Source organism: Streptomyces xinghaiensis S187, from assembly GCF_000220705.2.
In the GTDB taxonomy this organism is placed as follows: domain Bacteria; phylum Actinomycetota; class Actinomycetes; order Streptomycetales; family Streptomycetaceae; genus Streptomyces; species Streptomyces xinghaiensis.
The window spans coordinates 6,789,987-6,805,272 of record NZ_CP023202.1 but is presented as its reverse complement, the minus strand read 5'-3'; the positions used below and the strand labels follow the sequence as shown (position 1 = coordinate 6,805,272).

Here is a 15,286-nt window from a genome sequence, read left to right as displayed (position 1 = left end):
ACACCGGAGCCCCCTCAAGAGGCCGGAGAGGCCGGTGGGCCAGGTTTCCGGGCCCGGGGCACGGGCACTCCGGGCGTGAGGCACGTGCTCGCCCGCGTGCCGGCGGAGCGAAGCGACCTGCGAGAGCCCGCGAGAGAGGGACACGCTATGCGGATCGGAATCATCGGCGCCGGGCACATGGGTTCCGCCCTGGCCCAGCACTTCACCCGGGTCGGCTACGAGGTGGCCGTCAGCAACTCCCGGGGTCCGGACACCCTCCGGGACCTGGTGGCGGAGCTCGGCCCCCGGGCCCGGGCCCTGACAGCCGAGGAGACCGCGCGCTTCGGGGACGTGGTCGTGGTGTCCATCCCGTTCGGGAGGTACCACGAACTGCCGTCCGACTCGCTCAGCAGGAAGATCGTCATCGACACCTGCAACTACTTCCCGGAGCGGGACGGGCACGACCCCGATCTCGACCGGGACCGCATCACCTCCAGCCAGAAGATCCGCGCCCACACCGGGTCCAACCTGGTGAAGGCGTTCAACGCCGTCTACTGGGAGAACCTGCGGGCGGGCAGCCGCCCCAAGGGCGCGCCGGACCGGCTCGCCATCCCCGTTTCGGGGAGTGACGAGGACGCCAAGGCCGTGGTCGCGGGCCTGATCCGGGACATCGGCTTCGACCCGGTCGACGCCGGGAATCTCGGCCAGGGCGGCCGCCGGCACCAGCCCGGCACCAGGGTCTTCGGGGCGAAGATGACGGCCGAGGAGATGAGCGGGCTCTTCCACGCGGTCCGCCGCTGAACGACACGGGGCCGCCTCCCGCGGCCCGGGACGGCGAACGCCCGGGTCAGAGGAAGCGGCGGAGGGGGGCGGTCAGCGCCTCCCGCGCCCGCTGGGCCACGGGCCGCCTCTTCCAGCGGCCGGCCACCATGCGTTCGCTCACCTTCAGGTCCTCGTCGAAGTCGGCGTTCAGCCGGCCGGTGAAGGTCTCGTCGAGCACGGTGAGCATCACTTCCTCGTCGTGTTCGAGGGAGCGGCGGTTGAAGTTGGTGGAGCCGATCAGGGAGGCGACCCCGTCGACGGTGATCACCTTGGCGTGCATCATCGTCGGCTGGTACTGCCAGATCCGCACCCCGCAGGCCAGCAGATCCTCGTAGTGGCGCTGGCCGGCGAGCTGGCACACCCGCTGGTCGGTGTGCGGCCCGGGCAGCAGGATGTCGACCGCGACCCCGCGACGGGCGGCGGCGCACAGTAGGTCGACGAAGTACTCGTCGGGCGCGAAGTAGGCGGTGGCGAGCCGGACGTGCTCCTCCGCCGACTCCAGGACCACCCGGATCAGGGTCTGCATGTCCTGCCAGCCGTAACTCGCGGAGCCGCGCACGACCTGCACCACCGCGTCACCCGGCGCGGGCTGCTCGGTGAACCGGTCGCGCTCGTCGAAGAGCAGGTCGTGGCACTCCGCCCAGTTCTGGGAGAAGGCAGCGGCGATGCCGTCCACGGCGGGGCCGGCGATCCGCACGTGAGTGTCGCGCCACTCGTTCTCGTTGCGGGCGTCGCCGCACCACTCCTCGGCGATGCCCACACCGCCGGTGAACGCGGTCCGCTCGTCTACGATCAGGGCCTTGCGGTGGCAGCGGTGGTTCTGCTTGAACGGTGAGATCCACAGCGGCTTGCGGAACCACGCCACCTGCGCGCCCGCCTCGTCCATCATCTCCAGGAGGTCCTTCTCGATGGGCCGGCTGCCGAATCCGTCGAGCAGCAGCCGCACCCGCACACCGCTCCGGGCCCGCTCGGAGAGCGCCTCGGCGAACTGGCGGGCGATCTCCCCGCGCCAGTAGACGAACGTCATCATGTCGACGGTGTGCTCCGCGGAGCGGATGGCCTCCAGCATCGCCGGGAAGATCCGGTCACCGTTCCGCAGCGGGACCAGTTCGTTGCCCTCGGTGGCGGCGATGCCCAGCAGCCGCTCCAGCCTGCGGCGTATCCGCTGCTTGCGGTCCGCCGTCCCGCGGTCCTCCCCGCCGGGGAGTGCGGGCTCGGGTCTGTCCTGGACGGTGCTCATGGTGTGGCCTCGGTGCTGGTCGGGGGCCGGGGGTTCCAGCCGACTGTACCGAACAGCTGCCCGAATCCGGCCGGTCCAATACGGGCGGCCCGCCGTTCGCGGTCCCTCCGGATACCGCCGCGGCGCGAGCCGGGACCGGCCCGTTCAGCCGCCCGGCCCTACCGTTCGGGGGTGATGTCGTGCGGTGTTGCTGCGCGGCGGGCCGGCCGTTTTGCAGAATAGTGCGATGGACAACACCACTTACGGTCAGTGGATGAGCACGGACCAGCCGGGGCTGACGGTACGGCGCGGCCCCGAAGGGCTGGTCTGCCTGAGCACCCCGGACGGGGAGTGCGCCACGCTCCGCCATCTGCTGGAGTCGATCGCGGACGGCCTGGCCCGGGGTGAGGGCGCCCTGGAGGGCGTCACCTCCCAGCAGGCCCGCTCCGCGCTCCGGGCCCTGCACCTCGCCTGACCGGGGGCCTCCGCCGGGCCCGCTCCCCGGTCCGGCGACGGTCCGGCGACGGTCCGGACGCGGCTTCCGGCCCCGTACGCCGGACGGCCCCACGGCCGGGCTCCGAGCCCGGGCCGGGTTCCGGGGCCCCTGTCCGTGTGCGGACGGACGCGGCGTGCGCGTCCCCCGTCCCGCCCCTTTTCCTCCGCGCGTCCGCGCGTCACCCTGCGTGCGCCGCCTCGTGCCGTACGGCCCGGCGCCCGTCTCCGCCTGCTCACGGCCGGCCCGTGCCCGGTACGGGCTCCCGTCCGTGTCCGCGGCCGAGGCATGGGGCGGCGCCCCGCGGACACCCGTGGGGCAGGGACCGGCGCGGGCTCCGGTGATGCGCCGGCGTCCGGGCGGCCACCCGCAGAGGCGGGGGCGGCGGCAACGGACCGCCGCCCCGTGACGACAGGGAACCCCGCGGAAAGGATCACATGTGATCACCCAGGAGCATGTCCGGGACCTGCTCCGGTCACCGGACCGGCAACCCGTGCTCGTCCTGCTGGAGGGGCGGGAGCAGATCGTGCCCGCCGCCGAGCTGGACGGCGACCGCTACCGGGGAGCCGTGGAGATCGTCTCGCGGGACGACCTCACCGCGCTCATCGCGGGCGGGGACGCACCCTCCGACCACGAGCTGGCGGAGGTCGCGAGCCGCCTGCAGACCCTGGCGGCCGAGCGCGGCGCCTGACCCGCCGGGGACACATGAGCGTCCCGGCCCCGGGTACCCGGGCGCGTCACGACGCCCGGTGGCTGCCGGGCCCCGGCCGGGCGGCCACCGGGCGAGCCGGGCCGCCGGGACACAGACGAACGAGGAGAACAGATGACCACCCCCGAGGAAAGCCAGGAGAAGACCACGTCCACCGACGACGTGCTGGGCGCGTCCGCGGAGGAGGCGGGGGACCGCACCCGGGACGGGGCGGGCCGCAACATGCGGGAGGCCCTGGAAGAGGCCGGTGTCTCCCCGGAGGACTACCGGGAGGAAGGCTGATCCCGCGCCCACCGGCGCCGGGAGCGGGGAAACCGCCGCGGAACGCCGCGGCGGGGTTGGGAAACGGAGCGCGGGTACCCGTCACGCATGAGTGACGACAACCGGCCCCTGGCCGTGGTGACGGGTGCTTCCAGCGGCATCGGATTCGAACTGGCCCGGCAGTTCGCCGCGAACGGTTTCGACCTTCTGCTCAACGCCGAGGACGAGCGCCTGGCCGGGGCGGTGGACCGGCTGCGGTCGGCCGCCCCGGCCGCGGACATCCGTGCGGTCCGGGCCGATCTGCGGACGTACGACGGGGTGGAGCTGCTGTACGCGGAGACCGCCGCGGCCGGGCGGCCGGTGCGCGCCGCGGCGCTCAACGCCGGGGTCGGCCGCGGCGGCCCGTTCCTGGACACGGACCTGGCCGACGAGGCCGAGATCATCGACCTCAACATCTCGTCGACCGTCCATCTGGCGAAGCGGCTGCTGCGCGGCATGGCCGACCGGGGGGAGGGCCGGCTGCTCATCACCTCGTCCGTCGCCTCGACAATGCCCGGCCCGCACCAGGCCGTCTACAACGCCTCCAAGTCCTTCCTCCAGTCGTTCGCGGAGGCGCTGGCGGACGAGCTGAGGGACACCGGGGTCACGGTCACCTCGGTGATGCCGGGTCCGACGGACACCGACTTCTTCCGCCGCGCCGGTATGGAGGACACCCGGATCGCGCAGGGGCCGAAGGACGATCCGGCGCAGGTGGCCGAGCAGGCCTTCGCCGCGCTGATGAAGGGGAAGCCGAAGGCCGTGACGGGCTCGGCGCGGACGAAGGTGCAGGAGGCCGCGAGCGGAGTGCTGCCCGACTCGGTCAAGGCGGCGGCGCACCGGCTGATGGCCCGGCCCGGCTCGGGCACCGGGGAGGGGCCCGGCCGGGGCTGACCTGCCCGCTCGGGCCGTGCGGCTCGCGGCGGTCCGCAGGCGGGGCGTCCGGAGGCGAGGCGTCCGGAGGCGGGGCACGGAGGAAGGCCCGGCGGGCACGGTATCCGCCCGCCGGGCCTTCCACGGGCCCGGCGGGCGGTCCGCCGTTCGCGTCCGGGTCAGCCGGTCCTGCCGTCGTCCTTCGCCAGGGCGTCGCGGAGGGTGTCACGGGTGCGGTCGACGATGGCCGCCAGCGGTCCGAGCGCCATGTTCCCGGCGGCGGACTCCACCCCGGGGTGCGGGTGGGTGGGCGCGGTGGCCTCCGCCATCCTCAGTGCGCGGGCCATGCTCGCCAGCTTCGCGGGGTCGTTCAGCCGGCGCAGCCGGGCGAACTCGTAGCGCTCCTCGGCCCGGGCATGCCTCATGACGTCCATGCGGAGAGCCAGCAGGGCGGGCAGGAAGCCCGGGTCGCCGGTGTCCATGTCCTCCAGCCGGACCAGTTGCTCCTTGGCCTCGCGCTCCTCCTCCAGCCGCTCCGCGACGACGCCCTCACCGCCCGGTACGGAGCGTTTGACGAAGGGATGGACGATCTCCTCCTCGGCCGTCTCGTGCACCGCGAGCATCCGTACGAGACGGTGGAAGGCGTCGCGGCGGGCGTCGCCCTCGCTCCGTTCCACCTCGTCGAAGAGGTTGCGGATCTCGCCGTGCTGCTGCATGAGCAGCGCCACGACGTCCTTCTCGGCGTCGGGGGCGTCGGGGATTCCGGCGGGTGTCGTCTGGCTCATCGCTTCTCCCCCTCAGCTCTGGCGCAGTTCCGGGACCGGGTGCTCGCCCTCGGTCTCCATGCGGTAGTCGCGGCCGAACCGGTCGCGGTGTTCGGCCAGGACCTGGTCGCTGGGCGCGCCGCCGTCGGTGTGGATGCTCTGCTGCATCCGCTCGAAACGCTCGTGGGCGTCGCGGACGTAGCCGGTGCCGAGGGTGGTCAGGTCCAGCTGGGTGGCGATGAGTTCCCTGAGGTATGCCTTGTTCGGTTCGAACGTGAGCACGTTGGGCAGCTCGGGGGCCAGGACTTCGGCCGGGTCCCGGCCGTCGTGCCGCCGCATCAGGTCGCATGCGATGTGCAGGTGTTCGAGCTCCATGTTGAGGTGGAGCTCCCAGATGGCCTTCACCTTGCGGTCGGTCTCCTGCTCCATGAAGGAGTGGTAGAGGTAGCACTCGTTGTACTCGTGGTTGACGAGCTGCTCCCACCAGGTCTCCCCCGGGTCGACCAGGGATTCGTAGTGGGTGACGTGCTCCTCCTCGATGAGCCCGATCTCCTGGTAGAGGCGGCGGGCGATCGGCTCCATGTAGGTCGGGCCGACGTTCATGTAGAAGTTCATCGTCTGCTGCTCGGCCGACATGATGGTCAGCGCGTGCAGTTTGGACAGCGGGTCGGTGCGCGTCTTGTCGTACGGCTCCCGCACGTTGTCGACCGGGTCGCGGTGGTGCATCGGGGTGGGGCGGCCGGGCATGACCTCCGTCAGGCCGTCGACGATCTCCTCGGCCTTGCGGTGCTCGATCATCTCGTACAGGTTGGCGTACCGGTACAGGTGGTCGAAGTCCTCCAGCACGCCGAACTGGTAGGCCTGCTGAAGGTAGGGGTCCGGCTCCATCCGCGCGACCCAGGCGGTGAGGTCGACGGCCACCTGCTCGTAGGCGATGGTCGTCTCCAGGACCGAGGAGACGCCGGGCAGCAGCCAGTTGACGGCCTTCTGCTGCTGTGCCTCGATGTAGCGGGTCCGGGCGAGCTGCTGCTTCACCTGCGGGTCCGGGCAGTGCCGGGCGAACTGGTGGCTGAACAGGATCGCCTCCACCTCGATCCCGTTCATGGTGATGATCCGGCAGCGGGTGTACGGGTCGGTGTGGTCGGGGTCGATCGGTTCCACGTCCAGTTCGCGCCAGGTGCGGAGCTGGCGGTCCAGGGGAATGCCGCGCTGCTCCAGGGGATTGAAGGACATCGGGCCTCCGGTTGCGGGGAGTGACGAGAGTGCTGGGTACCCCGGGCTCGTCCCCGTAAAAGGGGAATCAGCGCCGTGTTCCCCGGTCGGCCCAAGGCCGCCGGGCCCGGATTGCCCCGGGCGGGCGCCGGGTAACCGATAGCCTCATGGCGTCAGCAGAGCTTCCGGTCCTCACCTCGCTCCACCGGTTGGCGGATCTCGTCGAGCGCGTCGATCCGGTCTTCGTCCGCTGGTCAAGCGGCCCGCAGACGGATCTGCGGGGACACGGCGGGGTGAGCAGGGACAGTCTGACGGGTGTTCCGCTGGCCGGGCTGTCGGCCAATCCGCTGCGGGTGGAGGCGTGGTGGGGGGACCGGCCGACGCTGCTGTGGGTGGCACGGCGGCTGTACGACTACAGCCATCTGCGGGACGCCGAGGGGCCCCGGGTCCGCCCCTGGGTCCTCACCGGCGAGGAGGCCGGCCGGGGTCCGGACAACGAGCCGCTGGTGGCGCGGGTGCGTCCGGTCGCGTGGATCGCCGCCGGGGTCATCGCGGAGGCACGGGCCGAGGTGGCGCGGCAGCGGGGCCCGTGGGGGCCGCTGCGCAGGCCGCACGACGTCGCGGACGGGGGCGCGGACCGCGCCCCGGGCGGTGCCCCCGGCACGGCACGGGGCAGTGCCCGGCCGCGGACCGGCCGGAACGACCGGGGGGAGTGACCGGGCGTCATGCCGCAGGTCCTGGAAGCGGGCTGGTGGGGCCTGGTCGCCGGTTCCGCGCTGCTGATCGGCGCGCTCATCGGCTTCACCCTGCGCGTTCCCCGGCTCCTCATCGCCTCGGTGATGGCGTTCGGCGCCGGTGTACTGCTGTCCGCGGTCTCGTTCGAACTGCTGGGCGAGGCGTACGGACTGGCCGGGCCGGCCCCGGCCGTCATCGGCACCGCCGGCGGCGCGGTCGCGTACACCGCGGGCAACGTGGTGCTGGCGCGCCGGGGCGCGCGGCACCGCAAGCGGTCCGGCCACCACCGGCTGCAGCCCTCGGAGGCGGAGCAGGCGGGGTCCGGCCGGGCGCTGGCGCTGGGCGCGCTGCTCGACGGGGTGCCGGAGTCGGCTGTCATCGGGGTGGGCCTGCTGGAGGGCGGGACGGTCGGCCTCGTCACCGTGACGGCGGTCTTCCTCAGCAATCTTCCGGAGGGGCTGTCGAGCGCGGCCGGGATGCGGGAGGCCGGGCGCGGCAAGGGCTACGTGTTCGGCGTGTGGGGCGGGATCACGGCCGCGAGCACGGTTTCGGCGGTCCTCGGCTACACGGTGGTGGGCGGCCTGTCCACCGCGGTGGTGGCGGCGGTGACGGCGGTCGCGGCAGGCGCGATCCTGGCGATGATCGCCGACACGATGATCCCGGAGGCGTTCGACCGGGCGCATCTGGCGAGCGGGCTGATCCTGGTGTGCGGCTTCCTGGTGTCCTTCACGCTGTCGCACGTCTGATCGCCGGCCGGCGCGTCGCGCCGCCCGCCGCCCCCGCGCCCGGGACGGGCTCAGGGCGCCTTCCCGGATCCGGATCGCCCTCCCGTTCCCGGCTCGGCGCCCGCGCCCGTCGCCGCTCCGGCCTCGGCACGTTCCGGCCGGGACTCCGGGCCGCCCTCCGACCCGGCCTCCGGGCCGCCCCGCGCACCGGTCCCGGGCGCCGTCCGCGCTCCCGGCGGCGTCTCCGGCGCGGCACCGGGCCTGCCGGGGAACGCCCAGTCCAGTGTCGGTTCGACGACCGGGCGGAAGACGCGGCGCACGGGGGGCGAGGTGAGCACCAGCGCGAGGCCGACACCGAACACCGTGACCAGCAGTTCGCCGGCCGGGGTGTGCCAGAACCGCGGCTCGTACCAGCCCTCCCAGGCGGCGGTGCGGATGATCAGACCGTGCAGCAGATACGCCACCAGCGTCCCGGCGCCGAAGGCGGTGAACCAGTGCTGCCGGCGCGGCACCCAGGCGAGGAAGGACGCGGCGAGCAGCAGCGAGCAGACCAGCAGGGCCAGGCTCATGGCGACGCCGGCCGGCCAGTCGGCGCCGAGCTGCTCCCAGGTCTTGCTGCGCACCGCCCACTCGGAGGTCACCCGGCCCCGGGCCCAGTAGGCCGTGACCGCGCCCGCCGCGAACACGGGGAGGGAGATGATCCGCATCCACCGGGACCGGACGAGGTCCCAGTGCTCCGGGCGCATCAGCAGACCGAGCACGAAGAACGGCAGGAACTGCAGGACCCGGTCGAGATTGAGGACGGGGTCCGCGTCGAAGGCCGCGCCGAGCAGAGCGATCACGACGGACAGCCCGATGGCCAGGGACGGGCGGAGCACCAGCCACAGCGGCGCGGTGAGCCGCCAGACGAACAGGGCGATCAGAAACCAGGTCAGGTACCAGGGCGTCAGCAGGCTGATGTCGTTGCCGCGGTCGTCGACGGCGTTGCCGTAGAGGGTGTAGACGGTCTCGAAGACCGCGTACGGCACGAGGACGGCCGCGACGAGCCGCTGCACCTGCCGGGGCCGGCCGCGGAAGGTGCGCGAGAAGTAGCCGGAGAGCAGGATGAAGACCGGCATGTGGAAGGTGTAGAGGAAGAAGTACGCGGCCCAGACGGCGCGGCTGTCCTTGAGCGGCTGCCAGGCGTGGCCCACCACCACCAGCACCATCGCCAGCAGTTTCGCGTTGTCGAAGAAGGGGTCCCGTTCGGCGCCCCCGGAGCCGGGTGCGGCCTTCGGACCGGGCTCGGACCGGCCGGCCTCCCGCGCGTCCCGGTGGTCCTCCACCGGGGTCTGCGGCACTCCCGACATCCGTGTACCTCCAGCGCTGTGTCGTCCCGCGGTCGGCGGCGGGCCCTTCCCTTCCCTGCACCGTACAGACCCTCGCGCCGCCGTCCGGCCGTAACGGCACGGCGGGGCACGGGGGCGGGCCCGGCACCGGGCGGGAGCGGGGTGCGAGCGGCCGGGCCGGGGACCGGGAGCGCGGGCCGGGCCGGGCCGGGCCGGTGGGTTCTCCCGCCCACCGGGTAGGTGAACGTCGCGCGGGGCCCGCCCGGCCCCGTACCGACCGACCTCTGGAGAGCACGTGCCCCGTTCCATCGCCACCGCCGACCGTGTCAGCCGCGACGAACTCCTCGGCTTCCTCCGGCCGCGCCACCACGCGGTCCTGATGACCCGCAAGCGGGACGGCTCGCCTCAGATGTCCCCGCTCACCTGCGGGGTGGACCCGGAGGGCCGTGTCGTCATGTCGACTTATCCGGAGCGGGCGAAGGCCCGCAACGCCCGCCGCGACCCGCGGGTTTCGCTGTGCGTCCTCTCGGACGAGTTCAACGGCCCGTACGTGCAGGTCGACGGCACCGCCGAGGTCCTCGACATGCCGGAGGCCCTGGAGCCTCTCGTGGAGTACTTCCGCTGCGTCTCCGGCGAGCACCCCGACTGGGACGAGTACCGGGAGGCGATGCGGGTCCAGAACAAGTCGCTGATCCGGGTGACGATCACCGGCTGGGGCCCGGTCGCCACCGGCGGCTTCCCGCCCCGCCTGGCCGATGACTGATCCCCGGCCCTCCCGGCCCGCCATGGGTACGGCCCCGCCGGGAGGAGCCGCCCCCGGACATCCCGGGCGGCTCCTCCCGTTTCGGAGATCGGCCGCCGGGAACCCGAAGGCTTTCCGAGGCCGAACGCAAACGCAGGAGGCTGCCCATGAGCAAGCACGACGGCGAGGCGCTCCCGCTGGCCGACTACGACGAGTTGCCGGTCGGCGCACTGGAGCACCGCCTCCGCACCCTGGACTCCGCCGAGCTGGAGGTCCTGCGCCACTACGAGCACGAGCACGCCAACCGGACCCGGGTCCTGGAAATGATCAACACCCGCCAGCTCCAGCTGGCCGGTGGCGGCACCCCCTCGCCGGGCGGCGAGGATCTCCGGCAGGCGGCGCGGCACACCGCGGGCGGCTCCCCCGTCACGCCCGCGACCTCGCCCGAGCCGATCCACCCGCCGCCGCACGGCACCCCCGACCAGCGCGCCAAGCCCAAGGGCAACCGCCCCTGACGGTTCCGGGCGGCACGCGCGGGGCGAGGCCTCCGGTGTGACGGAGCTGTCGGGACCACACCGCACCGGAGGCCTCAGCGGTCCACCGTAGTGTCCGGCGCACCCGCCGGGGCACTGTTCGAACGGCAGAGGACCCGCAGGGGGGACCGCACGGTTCCAGCAGCAGCCCGCCGCGTGCCGCGCCGCATCCGGGAGCGCATCCGCAGCAGCCCCCAGGGGGAGGGACACACCAGTGAGCACGCCGACGGACGGGCCGGACGCCGCACCGCGGGGCGGCCGGGTCCTGCTGACCGGCTGGTTCAGCTTTCTGCACGGCGAGGCCACCGTGGGCGACCTGCTGGCGCTGGACCGCGTCCGGGCCGCGCTGGACCGGCAGGGCACCGCGTACGACACCGCCTGGAGCGGCGGCTTCCATCCGCGGGGGCTGCGGCTCGACGCGGCCGATCCCGGCCGTTACCGCGCGGTCGTCTTCATCTGCGGCCCGCTGCACGGGCCCCAGATCGAGGATCTGCACCGGCGCTTCCCGGACTGCCTGCGCATCGCCGTGGGCGTCTCCGTCCTGGACGCCGCCGATCCGGCGGTCCGCGGCTTCCACCGGGTGCTGGCCCGGGACGCCCCGGACGCGCCTCCCCGCCGCGACCTGGCCGTCTCCGCGCCCCGCTCCCCCGCCCCGCCCGTCGTCGGCGTGGCGCTCACCCGGGGCCAGGGCGAGTACGGCGGACGGCGGCGGCACGAGGCGGCCGGGGACACCCTCACCGGCTGGCTGAACGGCAAGGACTGCGCGCGGCTCGACGTGGAGACCCGGCTCGACCCGGGCGACTGGCGGCTGGCCGCCACCGCCGCCCAGTTCGAGGCCGTCGTCGCACGGCTCGACGTCCTCGTCACCAACCGGCTGCACGGACTGGTGACCGGCCTGCGCGCCGGTGTCCCCGTGCTCGCCGTCGACGCCGTGGCGGGCGGTGCGAAACTCACCGCCCAGGCACAGGCGTGCGACTGGCCCGCGCTGGTGGCGGTGGAGAAGGCGGACACGGCCGAGCTGGACCGCTGGTGGGCCTGGTGCCTGGACGAGGGCCGGGCACTCGCCCGGCAGCGGAGCGAGGCATTCCACTCGGCTCCCGAGACCGCTCTGCTCACCGGCCTCACCGAGGCCCTGGGCGGTGCGCCAGGGTGAACGACGCGATGAGCGACGCGGACCGGAGGACGGACGACGGGCGGCGCACGGACGGCGGCGGGCCCCTGCGGCTGCTCCTGATGTCGGACACCCATCTCCCCAAGCGGGCGAAAGAACTGCCGGCCCGGCTCCTGGAGCTGGTGCCCGGCGCCGATGTCGTGATCCACGCCGGGGACTGGGTGGACACGGCCACCCTGGACCTCCTGGAATCCCGGGCCCGCCGGCTGGTCGGCGTCCACGGGAACAACGACGGCCCGGAGCTGCGCGCCCGGCTGCCCGAAGTGGCCCGCGCCGAGCTGGGCGGCCTGCGTTTCGGCGTCGTCCACGAGACCGGGGCGGCGCGGGGCCGGGAGGAACGCTGCGCCCGGCGCTTCCCCGATCTGGACGTCCTGGTCTTCGGCCACAGCCACATCCCGTGGGACACCGAGGCGCCCGGCGGGCTGCGGCTGCTGAACCCCGGCTCGCCGACGGACCGCCGCCGGCAGCCGCACTGCACGTTCATGACGGCCGAGGCCGGGGAGGGCCGGCTCACCGGTGTACGGCTGCACCGCCTGCCGCCCCGGCGCTGAGGTCACGCGCCCGTGGTCACCCGGCCGGACCACGGGCCCGGCCGGTCCGCCGCCGCGCCGGCGGTACGGTCACCGGTGCGGGTCCCCCGGGTCCCGCTGGGCCTCGACGTTGGTGGTCAGCGCGTCGCCGCTCTCGCCGTCGCGCCCGGCGGCGTCCTGGTCGGGCACCACTTCTCCCTGGGCGCGCCGGATCTCCGCCTCGACCTCCTCGGCCGCCGTGCCGGGCTTGTGATCCGGCTGCTGCCGCTCGTTCCGTTCCGTCATGGCGGGCTCCTTCCGTGTCGTGGGGTGCCGCCCGGGGCGGACCGGCTCCCGGCCCGCCGTCCGGACGGTCTTCGCTGCGCCTGCTCGCCACGCCGCGGGATATTCCCGCGCCGCGTGTCCCGCCCCGCCCCTCGTACCCCGTACCGGCCCTTCGCTCTCCCGGGTCCCGCCCGCCGCGCCGTCCCGGCGGCTCGCCGGCCGCCGCCGCTGTCCGCCGGCCGGGGCATCGGCCGGGTGAACAGGCGTGGCAGGACCCGGCGCGGACGGCGGTGCGGCTAGCGTCGGTCCGTCCCCCGGAGATCGCGGCCCCGGAACACCCGGAAGACGCAGCCCTGAGAGCAGCCGCCCGTCCCCCAGCTGACAGGAGCGTTCCGTGACCGACCGCACCGTCGACATCTGGGGAGCGCGCACCCCGTTCGGTGCCGGAGAGCGCTGGCCCGAGCGCGTGGACCGCCATCTGACCGTGGACGAGTCGGAGGTCCACACCTGGGTCCCCTCGGTCTGCGTCCTCTGCTCCAACGGCTGCGGCCTGGACATCGCCGTCTCGCACGACGGCCGGATGGTGGGTGTCCGGGGCCGCGCCCGGGACCGCGTCAGCCACGGCCGGCTGGGGCCCAAGGGGCTGTACGGCTGGCAGGCCGTCAACTCCCCCGACCGGCTCACCCGTCCCCTGGTCCGGGTCGCCGGCCGGCTGGAGCCCGCCGGCTGGGACACCGCCCTGCGGGCCGTCACCGACCGCTCCCGGCAGGTGCTCGCCGAGCACGGGCCGCTGGCGATGGCCTTCTACACCTCCGGACAGCTGTTCGCCGAGGAGTACTACGCGCAGACCGTCATCGCCCGCGGCGGCATCGGCACCCCCCATCTCGACGGCAATACGCGGCTGTGCACCGCCACCGCCGAGTGGGCGCTGATCGAGAGCTTCGGCAGCGACGGCGACCCCGGCTCGTACACCGACGTCGACCTGTGCGACACCCTCTTCCTCGTCGGGCACAACACCGCCGAGACGCAGACCGTGCTGTGGTCCCGGATGCTCGACCGGCTGCACGGCCCGGACCGCCCCCGGCTGGTGGTCGCCGACCCCCGGCTCACCCCGACCGCCCGCGAGGCCGACGTCCATCTGGCGCTCCGTCCGGGCACCAATGTGGCGCTGCTCAACGCGCTGCTCCACGAGGTCGTCGAACACGGCCGGCTGGACCGGGAGTTCGTCGACGCGCACACCACCGGCTACGAGGAGCTGGCCGCCGCCGTCGCGGACTGGTCCCCCGACCGGGCGGCCGGGATCTGTGGCGTGCCGGCCGAGGACATCCGCGCCGCCGCCCGGATCCTCGGTACCGGCGAGCGGCTGGTGTCCACGGTGCTGCAGGGCGTCTACCAGTCCCACCAGGCGACCGCCGCCGCCGTGCAGGTGAACAACCTGCATCTGCTGCGCGGGATGATCGGCCGTCCCGGGTGCACCGTCTTCCAGATGAACGGCCAGCCCACCGCCCAGAACACCCGCGAGACCGGCGCCAACGGCGCCCTGCCGGCCTTCCGCAACTGGCAGAACGAGGCCCATGTCCGCGAGATCGCCGAGGCGTGGAACGTCGAGCCGCTCCGCATCCCGCACTGGGCACCGCCCACCCCCGCCATGGAGATCTTCCGGTACTGCGAGGAGGGCTCGGTGAAGTTCCTCTGGGTGACCGGCACCAACCCGGCGGTCTCCCTCCCCGAGCTGCGCCGCATCCGCTCGGTGCTCGGCCGGGACGGGCTGTTCCTCGTCGTCTCCGACGCCTTCCGCACCGAGACCACCGAACTCGCCGACGTCGTGCTTCCCGCCGCCCTGTGGGGCGAGAAGACGGGCTGTTGCACCAACGCCGACCGGACGGTCCATCTCTCCGAGAAGGTTGTCGAACCGCCCGGCGAGGCCCGCGCCGACTTCGACATCCTGCTGGAGTACGCGCGCCGGATGGACCTGCGCGACAAGGACGGGGGCCCGCTGCTCGCCTGGAGGAGCCCGGAGGACGCCTGGCGGGACTTCACCGCCCTCACCCGAGGCCGGCCCTGCGACCAGAGCGCGCTGACGTACGAGCGGCTGCGCGGCTCCGGCGGCGTCCAGTGGCCCTGCACCCCCGGGGCGCCGGACGGCACCGAGCGGCTCTACACCGACCACGTCTTCCCCACCCGCGCCGACCAGTGCGAGGACTACGGGCACGACCTCACCACCGGCGCCCAGCACGGGCCGGCCGAGTACCGTGCCCAGGACCCGGCCGGACGGGCCCGGCTGCGGCCCGCGGCGTACCTCCCGCCGCACGAACCGGTCGACGAGACCTATCCGCTGCAGCTCACCACCGGCCGCACCGTGCACCACTGGCACACCCGCACCAGGACCGGCCGGGCGCCCGAACTGCGGCGGGCCGCCCCCGACGTCTGGGTGCAGCTCTCCGCCGAGGACGCCGGGGGGCTGGGCATCGCCGACGGCGACCTGGTGCGCGTGGTGTCCCGGCGCGGGGAGATCGAGGCGCCCGCGGTGTGCCGCGGCACCCGGCGGGGGGTCGTCTTCGTCCCGTTCCACTACGGCTACTGGGACCAGACCGAGCCCGGCCGGCACACCCGCGCCGCCAACGAGACCACCCGGACCGAGTGGGACCCGGTGTCCAAGCAACCGCTCTACAAGTACAGCGCGGTCCGGGTGCAGAAGATCTCCTCCGCGGCGACCGCGCTCGCCCACGGGCTGGCCGACTCCGACCGGCAGACCGACGCCCCGCCGCCCGGCACCCTGACCGCGGAGCCCGTCACCCCCGCCGGGGAGACCCCCGGCACCACGGGAACGGGAAGCACCGCGGCCGGGAGCACCGCGGCCGGGCCGTCGGGGAAGGGCCGAAGGCCGTGA

Annotated in this window: 17 protein-coding genes; 12 read left to right on the top strand and 5 right to left on the bottom strand. The window is 74.0% G+C overall.

Going from position 1 to position 15,286, the window contains the following annotated elements; translation table 11 throughout:
• Nucleotides 1-75: 75 nt before the first annotated feature.
• Nucleotides 76-780, top strand: a complete 705-nt coding sequence (locus SXIN_RS29135) for an NADPH-dependent F420 reductase (protein ID WP_337589366.1) — start codon at nucleotides 76-78, stop codon at nucleotides 778-780.
• 46 nt (nucleotides 781-826) lie between these two features.
• Here SXIN_RS29135 and SXIN_RS29130 read toward each other — a convergent pair whose 3' ends face one another.
• Nucleotides 827-2,041 carry a phospholipase D-like domain-containing protein gene (locus SXIN_RS29130; RefSeq protein WP_019707972.1) on the bottom strand — a complete coding sequence of 405 codons (1,215 nt, stop codon included), beginning with the start codon at nucleotides 2,039-2,041 and terminating at the stop codon, nucleotides 827-829.
• A 226-nt stretch (nucleotides 2,042-2,267) separates the two neighbouring features.
• On the opposite strand from SXIN_RS29130, the gene SXIN_RS29125 reads away from it, so the two are divergent.
• The 4 genes from SXIN_RS29125 to SXIN_RS29110 all read left to right on the top strand — a co-directional run bounded on the left by SXIN_RS29125 (nucleotide 2,268) and on the right by SXIN_RS29110 (nucleotide 4,413).
• Nucleotides 2,268-2,495 (top strand): hypothetical protein, encoded by a 228-nt coding sequence (locus SXIN_RS29125; RefSeq protein ID WP_019707973.1) that lies wholly within the window; start codon nucleotides 2,268-2,270, stop codon nucleotides 2,493-2,495.
• Nucleotides 2,496-2,952: 457 nt separating this feature from the next.
• Nucleotides 2,953-3,204: a hypothetical protein gene (locus tag SXIN_RS29115; protein WP_019706996.1), complete on the top strand. Its 252-nt coding sequence runs from the start codon at nucleotides 2,953-2,955 to the stop codon at nucleotides 3,202-3,204.
• 132 nt (nucleotides 3,205-3,336) lie between these two features.
• The gene (locus SXIN_RS31655; RefSeq protein WP_019706481.1) at nucleotides 3,337-3,504 is read left to right on the top strand and encodes a hypothetical protein; all 168 of its coding nucleotides are present in this window, start codon (nucleotides 3,337-3,339) and stop codon (nucleotides 3,502-3,504) included.
• Nucleotides 3,505-3,591: 87 nt separating this feature from the next.
• The gene (locus SXIN_RS29110; RefSeq protein ID WP_095757783.1) at nucleotides 3,592-4,413 is read left to right on the top strand and encodes an SDR family NAD(P)-dependent oxidoreductase; all 822 of its coding nucleotides are present in this window, start codon (nucleotides 3,592-3,594) and stop codon (nucleotides 4,411-4,413) included.
• A gap of 158 nt (nucleotides 4,414-4,571) precedes the next feature.
• Here the strand turns inward: SXIN_RS29110 and SXIN_RS29105 are convergent, their stop codons facing one another.
• Together SXIN_RS29105 and SXIN_RS29100 are read right to left on the bottom strand one after the other, a co-directional pair.
• Nucleotides 4,572-5,177 (bottom strand): hemerythrin domain-containing protein, encoded by a 606-nt coding sequence (locus SXIN_RS29105; RefSeq protein ID WP_019708436.1) that lies wholly within the window; start codon nucleotides 5,175-5,177, stop codon nucleotides 4,572-4,574.
• A 12-nt stretch (nucleotides 5,178-5,189) separates the two neighbouring features.
• Nucleotides 5,190-6,389 carry a hypothetical protein gene (locus tag SXIN_RS29100; RefSeq protein WP_019708437.1) on the bottom strand — a complete coding sequence of 400 codons (1,200 nt, stop codon included), beginning with the start codon at nucleotides 6,387-6,389 and terminating at the stop codon, nucleotides 5,190-5,192.
• Between the two features lie 146 nt (nucleotides 6,390-6,535).
• On the opposite strand from SXIN_RS29100, the gene SXIN_RS29095 reads away from it, so the two are divergent.
• Both SXIN_RS29095 and SXIN_RS29090 read left to right on the top strand, forming a co-directional pair.
• Nucleotides 6,536-7,084 carry a DUF6098 family protein gene (locus SXIN_RS29095; RefSeq protein ID WP_238153888.1) on the top strand — a complete coding sequence of 183 codons (549 nt, stop codon included), beginning with the start codon at nucleotides 6,536-6,538 and terminating at the stop codon, nucleotides 7,082-7,084.
• A gap of 9 nt (nucleotides 7,085-7,093) precedes the next feature.
• Nucleotides 7,094-7,849 (top strand): ZIP family metal transporter, encoded by a 756-nt coding sequence (locus SXIN_RS29090; RefSeq protein WP_095757782.1) that lies wholly within the window; start codon nucleotides 7,094-7,096, stop codon nucleotides 7,847-7,849.
• Nucleotides 7,850-7,899: 50 nt separating this feature from the next.
• Here SXIN_RS29090 and SXIN_RS29085 read toward each other — a convergent pair whose 3' ends face one another.
• Entirely contained in the window at nucleotides 7,900-9,177 is a 1,278-nt protein-coding gene (locus SXIN_RS29085; protein ID WP_157916356.1) for an acyltransferase family protein, read from the bottom strand.
• 274 nt (nucleotides 9,178-9,451) lie between these two features.
• On the opposite strand from SXIN_RS29085, the gene SXIN_RS29080 reads away from it, so the two are divergent.
• From SXIN_RS29080 to SXIN_RS29065, 4 genes are all read left to right on the top strand, one after another.
• Nucleotides 9,452-9,919 (top strand): PPOX class F420-dependent oxidoreductase, encoded by a 468-nt coding sequence (locus SXIN_RS29080; protein WP_019706396.1) that lies wholly within the window; start codon nucleotides 9,452-9,454, stop codon nucleotides 9,917-9,919.
• A 146-nt stretch (nucleotides 9,920-10,065) separates the two neighbouring features.
• Nucleotides 10,066-10,413: a DUF8129 domain-containing protein gene (locus SXIN_RS29075; protein WP_019706397.1), complete on the top strand. Its 348-nt coding sequence runs from the start codon at nucleotides 10,066-10,068 to the stop codon at nucleotides 10,411-10,413.
• Nucleotides 10,414-10,645: 232 nt separating this feature from the next.
• On the top strand, nucleotides 10,646-11,584 hold the full coding sequence (locus tag SXIN_RS29070) for a glycosyltransferase family protein (protein ID WP_238153887.1): 939 nt from the start codon (nucleotides 10,646-10,648) through the stop codon (nucleotides 11,582-11,584).
• A gap of 65 nt (nucleotides 11,585-11,649) precedes the next feature.
• Entirely contained in the window at nucleotides 11,650-12,153 is a 504-nt protein-coding gene (locus SXIN_RS29065; RefSeq protein WP_039820998.1) for a metallophosphoesterase family protein, read from the top strand.
• Nucleotides 12,154-12,222: 69 nt separating this feature from the next.
• Here SXIN_RS29065 and SXIN_RS29060 read toward each other — a convergent pair whose 3' ends face one another.
• Nucleotides 12,223-12,417 carry a hypothetical protein gene (locus tag SXIN_RS29060; protein ID WP_019708441.1) on the bottom strand — a complete coding sequence of 65 codons (195 nt, stop codon included), beginning with the start codon at nucleotides 12,415-12,417 and terminating at the stop codon, nucleotides 12,223-12,225.
• 373 nt (nucleotides 12,418-12,790) lie between these two features.
• Between SXIN_RS29060 and SXIN_RS29055 the strand changes: the two genes are divergently transcribed.
• On the top strand, nucleotides 12,791-15,286 hold the full coding sequence (locus tag SXIN_RS29055) for a molybdopterin oxidoreductase family protein (RefSeq protein ID WP_019708442.1): 2,496 nt from the start codon (nucleotides 12,791-12,793) through the stop codon (nucleotides 15,284-15,286).

Coding starts and splice junctions, on each gene's coding strand:
- SXIN_RS29130 (WP_019707972.1), bottom strand. CDS start 2,041: ATGAGCACCGTCCAGGACAGACCCGAGCCCGCACTCCCCGGCGGGGAG.
- SXIN_RS29125 (WP_019707973.1), top strand. CDS start 2,268: ATGGACAACACCACTTACGGTCAGTGGATGAGCACGGACCAGCCGGGG.
- SXIN_RS31655 (WP_019706481.1), top strand. CDS start 3,337: ATGACCACCCCCGAGGAAAGCCAGGAGAAGACCACGTCCACCGACGAC.
- SXIN_RS29110 (WP_095757783.1), top strand. CDS start 3,592: ATGAGTGACGACAACCGGCCCCTGGCCGTGGTGACGGGTGCTTCCAGC.
- SXIN_RS29105 (WP_019708436.1), bottom strand. CDS start 5,177: ATGAGCCAGACGACACCCGCCGGAATCCCCGACGCCCCCGACGCCGAG.
- SXIN_RS29100 (WP_019708437.1), bottom strand. CDS start 6,389: ATGTCCTTCAATCCCCTGGAGCAGCGCGGCATTCCCCTGGACCGCCAG.
- SXIN_RS29095 (WP_238153888.1), top strand. CDS start 6,536: ATGGCGTCAGCAGAGCTTCCGGTCCTCACCTCGCTCCACCGGTTGGCG.
- SXIN_RS29090 (WP_095757782.1), top strand. CDS start 7,094: ATGCCGCAGGTCCTGGAAGCGGGCTGGTGGGGCCTGGTCGCCGGTTCC.
- SXIN_RS29085 (WP_157916356.1), bottom strand. CDS start 9,177: ATGTCGGGAGTGCCGCAGACCCCGGTGGAGGACCACCGGGACGCGCGG.
- SXIN_RS29075 (WP_019706397.1), top strand. CDS start 10,066: ATGAGCAAGCACGACGGCGAGGCGCTCCCGCTGGCCGACTACGACGAG.
- SXIN_RS29060 (WP_019708441.1), bottom strand. CDS start 12,417: ATGACGGAACGGAACGAGCGGCAGCAGCCGGATCACAAGCCCGGCACG.